We start from the raw sequence: 12,079 nt of genomic DNA, 5'->3' as shown, positions 1-12,079 counted from the left end.
GTTCAGCCGTTGCTGTAGACGCGGGTCGGCGCGATGAGCACGACCGCGCGACGCTCCTTGGCCATGACGCGGTCGTACTCGTCCCAGTCGTCGTGGGTGCCGCCGGCGGCGGTGAAGACCTCGCGCAGCAACAGCCGAAGCTGGTCGGCGTCTTTGAGCCAGGGCGGCGCGTCGTCCGGGCCGGCCAGCTCCGCGCTCCCCTCGACGGTGGCCCACTGCCAGCCGTTCTTGAACGTGACGGCCAGTGGTGGGCGGGCCCGCAGGTTGGCGAGCTTGACCTTGCCGTAGGTGGTGAAAGCCAGCGACGGCTCATCAGTGGCCGGGTGCGGCAACAGCCCGACGTTGACCAGCGAAGCCTGCACGGTGCCGTCGGCGCGAACCGTCGAGACCACGGCCAGACCGCTTTCGCCCTTGGCCAGGGCCACCGCCTCGTCGAGTGTTGTCATGGCGATCCTCAATCCCGGAATGGTGTTCTGAACACGTAGCGGCTCGTCGGCACCGTGTCGATGTTCTCGTTGGCGCCGAATGCAGTTGTGCTGGCGACCATCCGGCCGAGCCGGTGTTGCAGGTCGTCATCGTCGGCGGCACCGAAGAACGCCTTCAGGTCGGTGATCGCCTCCTCGGGAAACAACTCCTCGACGATGCCCGCGATTCCCGGCGCGTCCGGGGTGAGGGCACGCACCACCCAGTTCTGGGTATAGCCGAACGTCGACTGCGTCTCGATGGCCACCGAGGTGTGGTCGCCCTGCCACCGGGCCAGCCAGGTCGCCTGGTCCAGCTGCGCGGGGCGGCGCAACAACGCGATGTTGGCCAGACCCGTTGTCCGGCAACCTGGTTCGGTTGGCGGCGCGGCGAGCGGAACCGACTCCGTCACCAGGTAGGCGGCGACCTGGTCGCATTCCTGGGCGAGGAATTTGAACGCCGCCTGCATCTGGTCGCCATAACACTGCTGGGTCCACATGCTCACCACCGCGGCCGCCGGCGGGTCCATCGTCGTCAGCGTCATCAGCGAGTGACGCACCGCGCTGTCACGGACGTTCACCTGCAGCCCGAACAGCCCCAGTTCCAACAGCGCGTCGGCGACGTGGCCCCGCTGCCGGGCACACCAGTCGTCGTCCGGCTCCGGGCGCATCAGCACCGCGATCACTTTTTCCATGCGCCGAACTTACCGCCGGCGCGCCACTATTTGACCGGGCTTACCTGGTGTTCCTGGCCGATCAGTTTCCCGATCATCGCGGCCAGTTTCCGGTAGGACTCGTCGCGGCCGCTCGAGGAGCGAAACACCAGCCCGATTCGCCGCCCGGGGCGCGGCGCGGCGAACTGCGCGAGTCCGAGCCGGCTCCTGGCGGCCTCGACCGGCACCGCGGTCTGCGGGATGAGCGTCACCCCCAACCCGCCGGTCACGCACTGCACCGCGGTGGCCAGCGACGCGGCGCGGGTGTTGGCCAGCTCCGCCCGCACGCCCGCCTTCTGGCAGACGTCCAGCGCCTGGTCGCGCAGGCAGTGCCCTTCGTCCAGCAACAGCAGCGGCAGCTCGGCCAGCGCGGTGGCGGGCACCCGACGCTTGCCCGACAGCGGGTGCCCCGGCGGCAGCGCGAGCACGAAGTCCTCGTCGTAGATTCCGACGGCGGTCATCCCGGCGCCCGGCACGTCGGAGGCCGGCAATGCGATCAGCGCCGCGTCCAGCGCCCCCTCGCGCAGCAGCCTGAGCAGCCGCTCGGTCTGGTCCTCGATCACCCGCAACGTCAGCGACGGCAGTTGCTCGGCCAGCCCGGCCAGCACCGTCGGCAGCACGTAGGGCGCCACGGTGGGAATCAGCCCCAGCCGCAGGTCGGCCTGCAGCGGGTCGGCGGCGCCCGCGGCGGCGGCGCTGAACGCGTCGACGGCCTCGACCACGGCCTGGGCGCGGGGCAGGAGTTGGGTTCCCTCCGTCGTCAAGAAGACACGCCGGGTGGATCTTTCGATCAGTTGGGTGCCCAGCCCCGCCTCCAGCGCGGCGAGCGCCTGCGACAGCGTCGACTGGCTTACGCCGAGACTCGTTGCGGCGCTGCTGAAATGCTGCTTCTCGGCCACCGCGACGAACGCGCGAAGGCCGGCGACGGTCGGCTGATAGGTCTTATCGGGCATACCCATAAGTATAGTGTGATATATCACCTTTACTTCAAATCTGCGGGGCGGCAAGATGGTGACAGACGGCTAATCTTGAATAATTCCAGTTAAGGAGCGATATGTCCCTGCTGACCATCGGCGACCAATTCCCCGCCTACCAGCTCACGGCGTTGATCGGCGGTGACCTGTCGAAGGTCGACGCCAAGCAGCCCGGCGACTACTTCACCACCATCACCAACGAGGACCACGACGGCAAGTGGCGCATTATCTTCTTCTGGCCCAAGGACTTCACCTTTGTGTGCCCGACGGAGATCGCCGCGTTCGGCAAGCTCAACGACGAATTTGAGGACCGCGACGCGCAGGTGCTCGGCGTCTCGATCGACAGTGAGTTCGTGCACTTCCAGTGGCGCGCGCAGCACGAAGACCTCAAGAAGCTGCCCTTCCCGATGCTCTCGGACATCAAGCGGGAGCTTTCGCTGGCCACCGGCGTGCTGAACGCCGACGGCGTCGCCGACCGGGTCACCTTCATCGTCGATCCGAATAACGAAATCCAATTCGTCTCGGCGACCGCCGGATCCGTGGGGCGTAATGTCGACGAGGTGCTGCGAGTCCTGGACGCGTTGCAGTCCGACGAGCTGTGCGCCTGCAACTGGCGCAAGGGCGACCCGACCATCGACGCGGGCGAACTGCTCAAGGCATCGGCATAAGGGGGGCGAGATGAGCGTCGAGAACCTCAAGGCCGCGCTGCCCGAGTACGCCAAGGACCTCAAGCTCAACCTGGGCTCGATCACGCGTAGCACCGTGTTGACCGAGGAACAGCTCTGGGGCACGCTGCTGGCCAGCGCCGCGGCCACCCGAAACACCCAGGTGCTGGCCGAGATTGGCGCCGAGGCGGGCGACTACCTGTCGGCAGAGGCCTACCAGGCCGCATTGGGCGCCGCGTCGATCATGGGCATGAACAACGTCTTCTACCGGGGCCGCGGCTTCCTGGATGGCCAGTACGACGACCTTCGGCCCGGGTTGCGGATGAACATCATCGCCAATCCGGGTGTGGACAAGGCGAATTTCGAGCTCTGGTCGTTCGCGGTGTCGTCGATCAACGGGTGTTCGCACTGCGTGGTCGCCCACGAGCACACGCTGCGCGAGGCGGGCGTGGACCGCGAGGCCATCCTCGAGGCGCTGAAGGCCGCGGCGATCGTCGCCGGTGTGGCCCAAGCGATCGTCGCCTCCCAGACGCTGGCCGCCGTCGGCTGACCCGTGACGACACCAGCCTGGGTAGAGCACGCCATCTGGTGGCAGGTCTATCCACTGGGATTCGTCGGCGCGTTTCCTCAGGCATCGGAGTCGGAGCCGCCGCAGCCGGACCAACATCGGCTGCGGCGGCTCGTCGACTGGCTCGACCATGCCATCGCGTTGGGGGCGTCGGGGATCGCGCTCGGGCCGATCTTCGCCTCGCGCACACACGGTTACGACACCACCGATCACTACCGGATCGATCCCCGACTGGGCGACGACGGCGACTTTGACCACCTCGTCGCGGAGGCCCACCGCCGTGGGCTGCGCGTCCTGCTCGACGGCGTGTTCAACCACGTCGGCGTGGACTTCCCGCGCTATCGGGAAGCGGCGCCCGGCTGGTTCAGCGGAGGGACGTTCGAGGGTCACTCCGAGCTCATCACGCTCAACCACGACAGCCCCGAGGTCATCGACTACACCGTCGACGTGATGGCGCACTGGCTGGGGCGCGGCGCGGACGGCTGGCGCCTCGACGCGGCCTACATTGTGCCGCAACAATTCTGGGCGTCGACGCTGCCGCGGGTGCGCGAGCGGTACCCGGACGCGTGGTTCGTTGGCGAGCTCATCCACGGCGACTACGCCGCGGTGGTCGAGGCTGCGACGTTCGACTCCGCAACCCAGTACGAGCTGTGGAAGGCGATCTGGAGCAGCCTCAACGACGGCAACTTCTTCGAGCTGGACTGGGCGCTGCAGCGGCACGACGCGTTCCTGGAAACCTTCGCCCCGCTGACGTTCATCGGCAATCACGACGTCACCCGAATCGCCAGCCGGCTCGACCGGCCCGAGCACGTGGCCCACGCGCTGGTGATCCTGCTGACCGTCGGCGGGGTGCCCAGCGTGTACGCGGGCGACGAGCTCGGATTCCGCGGCGTCAAGGAGGAGCGGTACGGTGGCGACGACGCGGTGCGCCCCGAGTTCGATACTCCCCCACTAAATTTGGATGCGTTCGGTGCCCAGATGTGGGCGTTGCATCAGTTCCTGGTCGGGTTGCGCCGTCGTCACCCGTGGCTGCACGCGGCATCGACGACCGCGTTGCGGCTGGAAAACCGGCACTACGTCTACGAGACGCGCAACGGTGAGAACGCGCTGCTGGTCGCGCTCAACATCGGCGAGGAGCCGATGCGCGTCGCGCTGTCGGAGGCGGGCCGGGCGCGCGCACAGGTCGTCGCGGGATCCTCGGCGCCACCACCGGAGGTGCTCGACGCGGTGGTTGTCGAGCCGCACGGCTGGCGGATCCTAAGCCCGGCCTAGGCGCGCCAGCGTCAGCTGGTCCTGCTCGCCGCCGTAGTACTTGTCGAGCAGCGCGACGAACTCCTCGTTGTCGTCGGTTGCCTTCGCGAACAGCGTCATCGACGAGCGCAGCTTGAGCTCGTCGGGCGAACCGAAGATCTGCGCCGCGGAACGTCCCTGCACCGCGTTGACCAGCCGGGTGCACTCGCGCAATCGCGGCCCGAGCACCTCGTGCTCCAGGTATGCGCGGGCCTCCTCGAGCGAGGAGATGCCGTAGTGCAACGCCGTCGGGCTGCTGCCCAGGCCGCGCAGCTGCGGGAAGACGAACCACATCCAGTGGCTGCGCTTCCGGCCGGCGCGCAGCTCGTCGACGACGTCGCGGTACACCGGGGCCTGCGCGTCCATGAAGCGCTTCAGGTCGAAGGGATCCATGCGACTACCGTTGCACATTGTGGTCAAGCGACGAGTGCCCAAGGTGCGCGATCTGGCGCCGCTGATGCAGTTCAAACGACCGCAGTTCGACGCGACCAAGCGCCGCCTGGCCGCCGCGTTCACCATCGAGGACCTGCGTCGCATCGCAAAACGGCGCACCCCCAGGGCGGCGTTCGACTACACCGACGGGGCGGCCGACGACGAGCTGTCCATCGCGCGGGCCCGACAGGCCTTCCGCGACATCGAGTTTCACCCGACCATCCTGCGCGACGTCTCCAACGTGACCGCCGGATGGGACGTTCTGGGCCAGCCGGTGGTGCTGCCGTTCGGGATCGCGCCGACCGGATTCACCCGGTTGATGCACACCGAGGGCGAAATCGCCGGCGCGCGGGCGGCCGCGCGGGCGGGGATCCCGTTCTCGCTCTCCACGCTTGGTACCACGGCGATCGAAGACTTGGTGACCGCTGTTCCCGAGGGACGCAAGTGGTTTCAGCTCTACATGTGGCGCGACCGCGACCGCTCGATGGCGCTGGTGAAGCGCGCGGCCGACGCGGGATTCGACACCCTGCTGGCCACCGTCGACGTCCCGGTCGCGGGCGCGCGGCTGCGCGACAACCGCAACGGCATGACGATCCCGCCGACGCTGACGCTGCGCACCGTGCTGGACGCGGTGCCGCACCCGAAGTGGTGGTTCGACCTGCTGACCACCGAGCCGCTGGCCTTCGCGTCGCTGGATCGCTGGTCGGGCACCGTCGGCGAGTACCTCAGCACGATGTTCGACCCGAGCCTGACCTTTGATGACCTGGAATGGATCAAGGCCCAATGGCCCGGCATGCTGGTCGTCAAGGGGATTCAGACGCTCGACGACGCCCGCGCGGTGGTGGATCGCGGCGTCGACGGCATCGTGCTGTCCAATCACGGTGGGCGCCAACTGGATCGGGCCCCGGTGCCCTTTCACCTGCTGCCCACCGTCGCCCGCGAGCTGGGCAAGCACACCGAGATCCTGGTCGACACCGGCATCATGTCCGGCGCCGACATCGTCGCGGCGATCGCGCTGGGCGCGCGGTGCACGCTGGTCGGGCGGGCCTACCTGTACGGGCTGATGGCCGGCGGTGAGGCGGGTGTGACCCGCGCGATCGAGATCCTGCAGAGCGGGATAACGCGGACCATGGCGCTGCTGGGCGCCACCTGCCTTGAGGAGCTTTCGCCCAAGCACGTGACGCAGCTGCGGCGGCTAGGGCCAATTTCGCCGCCAGCGTAACGCCAGCGTGACGGTCGAGGTCCAGCCTCGCGCCAGCGTGACGGCCGCATTGGCCGGGAACAAACCCGCGCTCGGCTGGGTTAAGCGCAGCAGACTCAACTTTTGGAGGACCCTAATGGCTGAAGCCAAGTCTGTTCCGGTCTTGTTCACCGGGACGATCGTGTTGCCCGGAATGGTGGTCCCGATCGCCCTGGACGACGCCGCCCGGGCGGCGATCGACGCCGCACAGGCGAGCGAATCGGGGCAGCTGCTGATCGCGCCCCGGCTGGACGACCGCTACCCCACCCACGGTGTGATCGCGAAGATTCTGCAAGTCGGCCGGATCGCCGGTGGTGGCACCGCGGCCGTCGTGCGCGGCGAGCGCAGGGCGCACATCGGGGCGGGCGCATCCGGGCCCGGCGCCGCGCTGTGGGTCGAGGTGACCGAGGCGCCCGAAACACCGGCGACCGACGAGATCAAGGCCCTGGCGGCGGAATACAAGAAGCTGCTGCTGGCCATGCTGCAGCGCCGCGAGGCCTGGCAGATCGTCGACTACGTCAACAGCCTGACCGACCCGTCGGCGCTGGCGGACACGTCCGGGTATGCGTCCTACCTCACCGACGTGCAGAAGCGCCAGCTGCTCGAGACGGTGGACGTGGCCGAGCGGCTGCGCGTGCTCATCGACTGGACCAGTTCGCACTTGGCCGAGGTCGAGGTCAACGAGAAGATCGCCGAGGACGTCCGCGACGGCATGGAGAAGACGCAGAAGGAGTTCCTGCTGCGCCAGCAGCTGGCGGCCATCCGCAAGGAACTGGGCGAGGGCGAGCCCGACGGATCCGACGACTATCGGGCCCGCGTCGAGGCCGCCGACCTGCCCGAGAAGGTGCGCGAGGCCGCGCTGCGCGAGGTCGGCAAGCTGGAACGCTCCAGCGACCAGAGCCCCGAGAGCGGCTGGATCCGCACCTGGCTGGACACCGTGCTCGACCTGCCGTGGAACGTGCGGACCGAGGACTCGACCGACCTGACGGCGGCGCGGGCGGTGTTGGACGCCGACCACCACGGGCTGGACGACGTCAAGGACCGCATTGTCGAATACCTGGCCGTGCGCACGCGCCGCGCGCAGCGCGGGCTGCAGGTCGTCGGCGGGCGCGGCTCCGGCGCCGTGATGGTGCTGGCCGGTCCCCCCGGCGTCGGCAAGACGTCGCTCGGCGAGAGTGTGGCCCGGGCTTTGGGCCGCAAGTTCGTGCGCGTCGCCCTGGGCGGTGTGCGGGACGAGGCCGAGATCCGCGGGCACCGGCGCACCTACGTGGGCGCGCTGCCGGGCCGGATCGTGCGGGCGATCGGCGAGGCGGGATCGATGAATCCCGTTGTGCTGCTGGACGAGATCGACAAGGTCGGTTCCGACTACCGCGGCGACCCGAGCGCGGCGCTGCTCGAGGTGCTCGACCCGGCGCAGAACCACACGTTCCGCGACCACTACCTGGATCTGGACCTGGACCTGTCGGATGTGGTGTTCCTGGCCACGGCCAACGTGATCGAGAACATCCCGTCGGCCCTGCTGGACCGCATGGAGCTGGTGCAGATCGACGGATACACCGAGGACGACAAGGTCGCCATCGCCCGCGACTACCTGCTGCCCCGGCAGCGGGAGCGGGCGGCGCTGAACGACGACGAGGTCACCGTCACCGACGCCGCGCTGCGCAAGATCGCCGCGGATTACACCCGCGAGCCGGGGGTTCGGCAGTTCGAGCGGCTGCTGGCCAAGGCGCTGCGCAAGGTGACGACCAAGATCGCCGACGAACCGGTCACGATCGACGAGCCCGATCTGGTTGGTTACCTGGGCCGTCCGCGGTTCACCCCCGAGTCGGCCGAGCGCACGGCGGTGCCCGGGGTGGCCACCGGCCTGGCTGTGACTGGGCTGGGCGGCGACGTCCTCTACATCGAGGCCGGGGCGACCGACGGCGAACCGGGTTTGCAGCTGACCGGCCAGTTGGGCGACGTGATGAAGGAATCGGCGCAGATCGCGCTGTCCTACGTGCGCTCACACGCCGCGGAGCTCGGCATTGACCCGAAGGCGCTGGACCGGCGCATCCACGTGCACGTGCCCGCCGGCGCGGTGCCCAAGGACGGCCCGTCGGCCGGTGTGACGATGGTCACCGCGCTGGTGTCGATGGCCACCGGCCGCCAGGTGCGCAGCGATGTCGGCATGACCGGCGAGGTCACGCTGAACGGCCGGGTGCTGCCGATCGGCGGCGTGAAGCAGAAGCTGCTGGCCGCCCAGCGTGCCGGTCTGTCAACGGTTTTCATCCCGTCTCGCAACGAGCCCGATCTGGATGACGTGCCCGCCGAGGTGCTCGACGCGCTGGACGTCAAGCCGATGACGGACGTCGCGGAGATCGTCGCGCAGGCGCTCGAACCCGCGCCGCAGCCCGCGACCGTCGCCGCCTAGGGGGCCGTGGCTGCCAGGAGCTTGTCATAAACCTGGGAGTCTGCTGCCAATGAATCGGCCCGAGAGTGTTTTCGGCTCGGCCGACTCGGGTAGCCGAGGGACCAGGGGGTCATCCCCTGTCCCTCGGCCCAAACCCGGTGCTTGGGGAAATAACTGAACAACACCGTCAATGCTGTTGCGCTGCGTGCGTCGCAGCCAAGCTGGACAAGGAGTTCACATGAATCTCACCAAGATCGCCGCCACCGCCGCGATGGCCGGTGGCCTCGGGTCCGCGGCGCTCGGGTTGGGCGCCGGTTTCGCGCTCGCCGATCCCGGCCCGAACGTGCCGGGGCCGGGCCCCAACGTGCCCGGGCCGAACGTGCCGGGCGGGGACCGCGACCTGCCGGCTCCGGGCCAGCCGCTGCCCGGGCAGCCGATTTGTAACCCCGGTGCGCCCGGCGTGAACTGCAACGCGCCCGGCAGCCCGCTTCCCCCGGGCCAGAACGGCTTCCCGCCGCCGGGGCACTACAACGACCCGGGCCGTTACGGACTGCCGGCCACCTGGGCTCCGCCAGTCGGTGACCCCGACGGCACCCAGCTTCCGGTCGTGTTCAACCCGGACCTGGGCCAGTGGGGCGTCAACACGTCGGCCGGTTTCCAGGCGTACACCCCCGCGGGCAACGCCGGCGGCCAGGTCAACGGCGGCGGCACCGTCGGAACCCCCCGCTAAAACCGGGACCTGAAAACCCGAATGCGGGCGGCCGCCCCCGAAAGGGGGCGGCTGTTCCGCGTTAGTGGGTGTCGCGCATGCGGCAGAATCGCAGCCTATGACCGACGTTCGGAACCTGAAACGGCAAGTGGTCCATCGCATCCAGAGACTGCTGGTGAACCCGGTAGGCCGGAACATGCCGGGGGTCATCCTCGAAACCACCGGGCGCAAGACTGGTCAGCCTCGCCGGACGGCCGTCGGCGGCCGCGTGGTCGATAACCAGTTCTGGATGGTTTCCGAGCACGGCGAGCATTCGGACTATGTCCGCAACATCAAGGCCAATCCCGCGGTTCGGGTGCGAATCGGCGGCCAGTGGCGCAGCGGGACGGCCCATCTGCTGTCCGAAGATGACCCGCTGCGGCGGCTGGGCGACTTGCCGCGGCTCAACAGCGCGGTGGTGCGGCTGATGGGCAGCGACCTGCTGACCATTCGGATCGACCTGAACTGACGCCGAAAGCCGATCATTCGCCGAGCCTGTAATTGCGCAGCGAAAATGCGAGTGAAGGCCTGCAAATTTACAGGCTCGGTGCCTGTCGGACCCCGGGGCTATGGTCGGCCCATGGCCTACGACGAAGACCTGGCCAACCGGATCCGCGAACTGCTCGGCTCCGAGCGCGGCGTCGAGGAAAAGCGAATGTTCGGTGGTCTGGCGTTCCTGATCAACGGCAACATGTCCGTGGCCGCCAGCGGACAGGGCGGGCTGCTGGTGCGGGTACCGCCGGAGGAGACCGACAAACTGCTCAAGCGTGCCCACGTCGGGCCCATGGTGATGGCGGGCCGGGAGGCGCGCGGCTGGCTGCGCGTCGACGCCGGCGGCGTGGGAACGAAACGGCAGCTGCAGGATTGGGTCGCCAAGGGCGTCGGCTACGCCCGCGGCCTGCCCCCGAAGTGAGTGCCGCGGTTTGCTCGAGGGTGGTTCGGGTAAGCGGTCCGGTGTGGACAAGCGCGACGAAGTGGTGCGGCGGCTGCTGAAGGTGGCCGGCACGACGTATGCGGCCGAGGCCGGCGTCAAGATCCACGACAAGCCGATGCCGCTGTTCCAGTTGCTGGTGTTGTGCATGCTCGCCAGCAAGCCGATCGACGCCGCCGTCGCGATGAGCGCCGGCCGTGAATTGTTCAAGGCGGGCCTGCGCTCCCCCAAGGCCGTCCTGGCATCCGACCGGCGCACCATGATCAGCGCGTTCGGCCGCGCCCACTACGTGCGCTACGACGAGAGTTCGGCCACCCGACTCACCGACATCGCCGTGCGGGTCCGCGACGAGTACCACGGCGACCTGCGGGAAATGGCCGAAAGCTGCCGCCAGGACGTCGCCACGGCGAAACGGATGCTGAAGAGTTTCAAGGGAATTGGCGACACCGGCGCAGATATCTACCTGCGCGAAGTGCAAGACGTCTGGCCCTGGGTGCGGCCCTACTTCGACGGCCGCGCCACCGCGGCGGCCAGGCGGTTGGGTCTGCCGGCTCAGCCTGCGAAGCTGGGCGCCCTCGCTCCTCGGGCCAACGCGCGGCTGGCAGCCGCGCTTGTGCGGGCATCACTCGACGACGACGTGCGCCGGCAGGTGGCCGGATGAGCCGGCGTTGACCGTCCGGATCGGCACCTCCGGATGGTCTTACAACCATTGGGCGGATGTGCTCTACCCGACAGGTTTGCCGTCGGCGCGACGGTTGGCCCGCTACGTGGAGGTCTTCGACACCGTCGAGCTGAACGCGAGTTTCTATCGCTGGCCGAAGGATTCGACGTTCGCCGGTTGGCGCGATCAGCTGCCCGACGGGTTCAGGATGTCGGTCAAGGCGCATCGCGGGCTGACGCACTATCGCCGGCTGTCGTCCCCGGAGCCGTGGATCGAGCGGTTCGAGCGCTGCTGGCAGTTACTGGGCGACCGCCGCGGGGTGCTGCTCGTCCAACTGCACCCCGAGCAGCAGCGCGACGACGCGCGGCTGGATGCCTTCCTGGCCAGTGTGCCCGAGCCCATCCGGGTGGCCGTCGAGCTGCGCCATCCGTCCTGGAACGACCCGGCCGTATACGAGTTGCTGGAACGCCGCCGCGCCGCCTACGTGGTGATGAGCGGCGCCGGGCTGGCGTGCGTGCCGCGCGCCACCACCGATCTGGTGTACATCCGCATGCACGGCCCGGACCAGGACGCGATCTACGCGGGCTGCTACTCGCACGAGCAGCTGCGGCGCTGGGCCGACCAGATCACCGAATGGGACCGTGACGGCAGGGACGTGTGGATGTATTTCAACAACGACCTGGGCGGCCACGCGGTACGCAACGCGCTGTTCTTGCGCGGGCTGCTGGGTTGATGTGGCTCAGGTGTCGCCGCCCTGGCCGACGGGCGTCCAGCGCCCGTCGATGACGTCGGGCGGTCGTTGGGCCTGCAACCGCTCCCGTTCGGCCCGGCGGCGCTTGACCCGTAGCCGCGCGTCGGCCGGCATGGTGAATAGTTCGTCGCAGGTGAGGTAGTAGACGTCGTCGGCGGCGTCGAGGATGTCCGCCGCGACGCGCCGGGATCCCAACTCGCGCAACGTCATCCGCAGCTCATTGGTGAACCGCAGGGTGGTGTCGTGGGCCAGCTCG

Annotated in this window: 14 protein-coding genes and 1 pseudogene; 10 read left to right on the top strand and 5 right to left on the bottom strand. The window is 68.7% G+C overall.

Annotation, left to right across the window (positions count from 1 at the left end):
• Positions 1 to 2 precede the first annotated feature (2 nt).
• The 3 genes from N415_RS02965 to N415_RS02955 are packed head-to-tail and all read right to left on the bottom strand — an operon-like array spanning position 3 to position 2,127.
• Positions 3 to 446: a TIGR03618 family F420-dependent PPOX class oxidoreductase gene (locus tag N415_RS02965; protein ID WP_068177081.1), complete on the bottom strand. Its 444-nt coding sequence runs from the start codon at positions 444 to 446 to the stop codon at positions 3 to 5.
• Positions 447 to 454: 8 nt separating this feature from the next.
• A complete protein-coding gene (locus N415_RS02960) occupies positions 455 to 1,156 on the bottom strand; it encodes an EthD domain-containing protein (protein WP_068177079.1) in 702 nt (233 codons plus the stop codon).
• 26 nt (positions 1,157 to 1,182) lie between these two features.
• Positions 1,183 to 2,127, bottom strand: a complete 945-nt coding sequence (locus N415_RS02955; RefSeq protein ID WP_068177077.1) for a hydrogen peroxide-inducible genes activator — start codon at positions 2,125 to 2,127, stop codon at positions 1,183 to 1,185.
• 101 nt (positions 2,128 to 2,228) lie between these two features.
• On the opposite strand from N415_RS02955, the gene N415_RS02950 reads away from it, so the two are divergent.
• Genes N415_RS02950 through N415_RS02940 form a run of 3 tightly spaced genes read left to right on the top strand, consistent with a single transcriptional unit; the run spans position 2,229 to position 4,653 of the window.
• A complete protein-coding gene (locus N415_RS02950) occupies positions 2,229 to 2,816 on the top strand; it encodes a peroxiredoxin (protein WP_068177074.1) in 588 nt (195 codons plus the stop codon).
• A gap of 10 nt (positions 2,817 to 2,826) precedes the next feature.
• The gene (locus N415_RS02945) at positions 2,827 to 3,363 is read left to right on the top strand and encodes an alkyl hydroperoxide reductase (RefSeq protein ID WP_068107691.1); all 537 of its coding nucleotides are present in this window, start codon (positions 2,827 to 2,829) and stop codon (positions 3,361 to 3,363) included.
• A 3-nt stretch (positions 3,364 to 3,366) separates the two neighbouring features.
• Positions 3,367 to 4,653, top strand: coding sequence for an alpha-amylase family protein (locus tag N415_RS02940; RefSeq protein ID WP_068177073.1), 1,287 nt, complete (start codon positions 3,367 to 3,369; stop codon positions 4,651 to 4,653).
• Here N415_RS02940 and N415_RS02935 read toward each other — a convergent pair.
• The gene (locus N415_RS02935) at positions 4,639 to 5,064 is read right to left on the bottom strand and encodes a DUF1810 domain-containing protein (protein ID WP_068177070.1); all 426 of its coding nucleotides are present in this window, start codon (positions 5,062 to 5,064) and stop codon (positions 4,639 to 4,641) included. The genes N415_RS02940 and N415_RS02935 overlap by 15 nt on opposite strands.
• A 16-nt stretch (positions 5,065 to 5,080) precedes the next feature.
• On the opposite strand from N415_RS02935, the gene N415_RS02930 reads away from it, so the two are divergent.
• The 7 genes from N415_RS02930 to N415_RS02900 all read left to right on the top strand — a co-directional run bounded on the left by N415_RS02930 (position 5,081) and on the right by N415_RS02900 (position 11,805).
• Positions 5,081 to 6,325, top strand: coding sequence for an alpha-hydroxy acid oxidase (locus tag N415_RS02930; RefSeq protein WP_152531223.1), 1,245 nt, complete (start codon positions 5,081 to 5,083; stop codon positions 6,323 to 6,325).
• A 115-nt stretch (positions 6,326 to 6,440) separates the two neighbouring features.
• Positions 6,441 to 8,753 (top strand): endopeptidase La, encoded by a 2,313-nt coding sequence (lon, locus tag N415_RS02925; RefSeq protein WP_068177064.1) that lies wholly within the window; start codon positions 6,441 to 6,443, stop codon positions 8,751 to 8,753.
• A gap of 217 nt (positions 8,754 to 8,970) precedes the next feature.
• Positions 8,971 to 9,462, top strand: coding sequence for a hypothetical protein (locus tag N415_RS02920; RefSeq protein WP_068177062.1), 492 nt, complete (start codon positions 8,971 to 8,973; stop codon positions 9,460 to 9,462).
• A gap of 97 nt (positions 9,463 to 9,559) precedes the next feature.
• A complete protein-coding gene (locus N415_RS02915) occupies positions 9,560 to 9,949 on the top strand; it encodes a nitroreductase family deazaflavin-dependent oxidoreductase (RefSeq protein WP_068177060.1) in 390 nt (129 codons plus the stop codon).
• 111 nt (positions 9,950 to 10,060) lie between these two features.
• On the top strand, positions 10,061 to 10,393 hold the full coding sequence (locus tag N415_RS02910; RefSeq protein WP_068177058.1) for a TfoX/Sxy family protein: 333 nt from the start codon (positions 10,061 to 10,063) through the stop codon (positions 10,391 to 10,393).
• 43 nt (positions 10,394 to 10,436) lie between these two features.
• The gene (locus N415_RS02905) at positions 10,437 to 11,072 is read left to right on the top strand and encodes an endonuclease (RefSeq protein WP_068177056.1); all 636 of its coding nucleotides are present in this window, start codon (positions 10,437 to 10,439) and stop codon (positions 11,070 to 11,072) included.
• 7 nt (positions 11,073 to 11,079) lie between these two features.
• Positions 11,080 to 11,805: a DUF72 domain-containing protein gene (locus N415_RS02900; protein WP_068177054.1), complete on the top strand. Its 726-nt coding sequence runs from the start codon at positions 11,080 to 11,082 to the stop codon at positions 11,803 to 11,805.
• 6 nt (positions 11,806 to 11,811) lie between these two features.
• On the opposite strand, the pseudogene N415_RS02895 reads toward N415_RS02900, so the two are convergent.
• Positions 11,812 to 12,079 (bottom strand): annotated as a pseudogene (locus tag N415_RS02895) (hypothetical protein); the annotation flags it as partial.

The sequence above is a fragment of the Mycobacterium sp. UM_CSW genome, from assembly GCF_000455205.1.
In the GTDB taxonomy this organism is placed as follows: Bacteria; Actinomycetota; Actinomycetes; order Mycobacteriales; family Mycobacteriaceae; genus Mycobacterium.
Note: the sequence above shows the minus strand (reverse complement) of the source record. Positions and strands in the feature narration are given on the sequence as shown.

What these genes read in the sequence shown, in the direction of transcription:
- N415_RS02935 (WP_068177070.1), bottom strand. Translation starts at nt 5,064, where the DNA reads ATGGATCCCTTCGACCTGAAGCGCTTCATGGACGCGCAGGCCCCGGTG.
- lon (WP_068177064.1), top strand. Translation starts at nt 6,441, where the DNA reads ATGGCTGAAGCCAAGTCTGTTCCGGTCTTGTTCACCGGGACGATCGTG.
- N415_RS02965 (WP_068177081.1), bottom strand. Translation starts at nt 446, where the DNA reads ATGACAACACTCGACGAGGCGGTGGCCCTGGCCAAGGGCGAAAGCGGT.
- N415_RS02955 (WP_068177077.1), bottom strand. Translation starts at nt 2,127, where the DNA reads ATGCCCGATAAGACCTATCAGCCGACCGTCGCCGGCCTTCGCGCGTTC.
- N415_RS02960 (WP_068177079.1), bottom strand. Translation starts at nt 1,156, where the DNA reads ATGGAAAAAGTGATCGCGGTGCTGATGCGCCCGGAGCCGGACGACGAC.
- N415_RS02945 (WP_068107691.1), top strand. Translation starts at nt 2,827, where the DNA reads ATGAGCGTCGAGAACCTCAAGGCCGCGCTGCCCGAGTACGCCAAGGAC.
- N415_RS02910 (WP_068177058.1), top strand. Translation starts at nt 10,061, where the DNA reads ATGGCCTACGACGAAGACCTGGCCAACCGGATCCGCGAACTGCTCGGC.
- N415_RS02950 (WP_068177074.1), top strand. Translation starts at nt 2,229, where the DNA reads ATGTCCCTGCTGACCATCGGCGACCAATTCCCCGCCTACCAGCTCACG.
- N415_RS02915 (WP_068177060.1), top strand. Translation starts at nt 9,560, where the DNA reads ATGACCGACGTTCGGAACCTGAAACGGCAAGTGGTCCATCGCATCCAG.
- N415_RS02920 (WP_068177062.1), top strand. Translation starts at nt 8,971, where the DNA reads ATGAATCTCACCAAGATCGCCGCCACCGCCGCGATGGCCGGTGGCCTC.